Source organism: Helicobacter trogontum (genome assembly GCF_000765905.2).
Classification (GTDB): domain Bacteria; phylum Campylobacterota; class Campylobacteria; order Campylobacterales; family Helicobacteraceae; genus Helicobacter_A; species Helicobacter_A trogontum.
Genome location: NZ_JRPL02000067.1, coordinates 1 through 2,404 on the forward strand (window position 1 = coordinate 1; position 2,404 = coordinate 2,404).

General features: G+C 29.9%; 4 protein-coding genes. All 4 read left to right on the forward strand.

The genetic code is table 11. The features are described 5' to 3' along the window. The coding region (locus tag LS81_RS10680; RefSeq protein ID WP_237022240.1) for a M23 family metallopeptidase at positions 1 to 781 on the forward strand (781 nt) is incomplete at its 5' end. Next, positions 778 to 1,209 (forward strand): hypothetical protein, encoded by a 432-nt coding sequence (locus LS81_RS10685; protein WP_005219209.1) that lies wholly within the window; start codon positions 778 to 780, stop codon positions 1,207 to 1,209. The genes LS81_RS10680 and LS81_RS10685, both read left to right, overlap by 4 nt. 67 nt (positions 1,210 to 1,276) lie before the next feature. Then, positions 1,277 to 1,621, forward strand: a complete 345-nt coding sequence (locus tag LS81_RS10690; protein ID WP_034346098.1) for a hypothetical protein — start codon at positions 1,277 to 1,279, stop codon at positions 1,619 to 1,621. A gap of 241 nt (positions 1,622 to 1,862) precedes the next feature. Then, positions 1,863 to 2,162: a hypothetical protein gene (locus tag LS81_RS10695; RefSeq protein ID WP_233715972.1), complete on the forward strand. Its 300-nt coding sequence runs from the start codon at positions 1,863 to 1,865 to the stop codon at positions 2,160 to 2,162. Positions 2,163 to 2,404: the final 242 nt, after the last annotated feature.

Genomic DNA, 2,404 nt, shown 5'->3' on the forward strand with positions numbered 1-2,404 from the left:
TGAAAACAACAACAAAGTAGGAACTATTACAAACAACAATACACAAAATATAATCAATACAGAACTTTTAATATATGATATATTCTGTGATTTTGCAAATATATTGCTAGAATATCAAGGAAAATATGCTGCAAATAGAATAAAACTAGAGGTGGGGTATGGAAGAAACAATGAAATTATATTTCCGCTTAAAGTAAAGCCATTGAATGACAAAGGATTGCTTTATGATTGGAGTATTAAAAACCCAACCGATACAAATGCAACCCAAACTATTTATGGACGAAATAGAAATGGCGGGGCAAGAAAACATGCAGCAAGGGATTTATATACAGATTTCTTTGAAAGAAATATTAAAAACCCAAAATCTAATGTAGAAATTGTCGCAATTGCTGATGGAGAGGTTTTAGACGAAGGAAAGTTTTATCTTGACACCAATCAAGTTGCAATTCTGCATGAAACTTCTAAATATGGCAAATTTATTGTAAGATATGGAGAACTAGATAGTAGTAGAATCTTGGTTAATATAGGAGATAAGGTGAAACAAGGGCAAGTGATTGGTTATGCTGGTTTGATGTTGAAGAATGGTATTCACCCAAGTATCGTTCCTCATAAACAAGTAATGATGCTCCATTTTGAATACTTTACAAATGGTAATGATACTAATGTCATTGGAAAACTAACAGATACAAGTAAGTTGCCATTTCAAAGAAGAAATGATATAGCTGACCCTTTAGAGATTCTACAAGAGGGTTATAAAAATACTTTTGGAGGTAATAAATGAAAAAATTGGCATTAATTATTGGTATTGCATTTTGCTGTTGTATGCAATTATATGCAAACAACATAGAAATAGAATGCAGTAAAAGCGCAACTTGTGACGATGACTATGAATGCAATAGAGAAAAATGTCTTATAAAAAATGCAAAAAATATAAAAGAGGCATTGCACTATGATATAAAAAGAGAAGTAGAAGAAAATAAAAAATATTCTCTTGGTAAATCTATAGCTTATCAAGCTATGCTGCAACTTAATTTGTTCAATGGGCAAAAAAAGTATGAGTTTTCAAAATGTAGCTTGACTATAGAAAAAATGAATGAAAATGAAATAAAATTAATATATCAATTATGTAGTGTTGATGAAAGTATTTATGAAAAAACTTATAAAAAAACAAAATATGGCATAGAGGTCATAACTGAAAATTATATTTAATTTGTTTTTAACCATTTTTTGATGATAAGCATTTACTCAACGATAGTTTCTATGAGTTAGCAAGTTTATGCTGGAGCATCGACAAGTGTATAATGTGGATGGAGTAAAGCTAGAGGTGGGGTATGAGAAGGAAGAGGACTTGAGTGATATTGAGGTAGTAGGAAAAAATGGTGATGTGAAAATGTATAGAATTTCAAACTACTCACTAAATATCATTAAAAAAATGGCTAAGAATTCCAATAATCCAATTGTTACTATTACAAGCACAACAAGAACACCTATGGAACAAGCAGAAGAAATGTATAAAGGGTGCGTATCTGAAGGAATTCAGGAGCAATATAAGCTTTATGCAGCAGCAGGGGATAAAGTGATAAAAGTTTATGAAGATTTACATAAAACTAAAACTAGATAAGAAGTGATACAAGCAATGTATGAGAAGATTATAACACTAGGTGTATATAATGTCTCTCACCATTGCATAGAAGATGTATCAAAAATTAATACTATTGATATTTCTGTGTGGAGACTTAAAAATCCAAAAGATTTCAAAAGAGAAAGCTAAAAATTTGAGGCATTAAAGAAGTTCATAATTACAAATGAAACCAAAAGACAATATTATCATATTAAAATTACACAACTTTAAAGGAGGAATTTTGCATAATTTTATAACAATTCTATTTGTTTCTGCATTGTCTCTTTGTAGTTTTGTGCAAGCGAAGGGCTTTAGGGCAAATTGTGAGCGTTGCATTATAGTATTTTCTTTAGGCGATAAGATGATTGAGAAACTCAAACAAGAAATGGGAGAAGAAGATTTCTATGTAATGGCAGATGATATAAATCATGATAGATATAGCGTTTCAAATTATGTTGAAGCAAACAATATTGAATTTATCTACATTAAAGATTCTGATATTTTTGATACCCTGCTATTTGCAAATCAAAAATACACATAGAATCTTATTTTGGATATTGGATTTATAAAAAAGGAAAAATTGCAAAATATTTTCCAGATATATCTGAAGATGAAATCAACAAGTATTTTAACATTAGTAATCCAAAGTATCCCAAAGGACAATAGAGGTGGGTATGGGAAAACAGCAACACAAAAAGAAAATATCCCAATAAATTGGATACATACAGATTCTAGCGGTAATTATTCAGAGAAAATTTCAAGAGAAAAAGCATTGGAGATGGT

Excerpts from the sequence above, each read along its gene's own strand:
- LS81_RS10685 (WP_005219209.1), top strand. The coding sequence starts at position 778 with ATGAAAAAATTGGCATTAATTATTGGTATTGCATTTTGCTGTTGTATG.
- LS81_RS10690 (WP_034346098.1), top strand. The coding sequence starts at position 1,277 with ATGCTGGAGCATCGACAAGTGTATAATGTGGATGGAGTAAAGCTAGAG.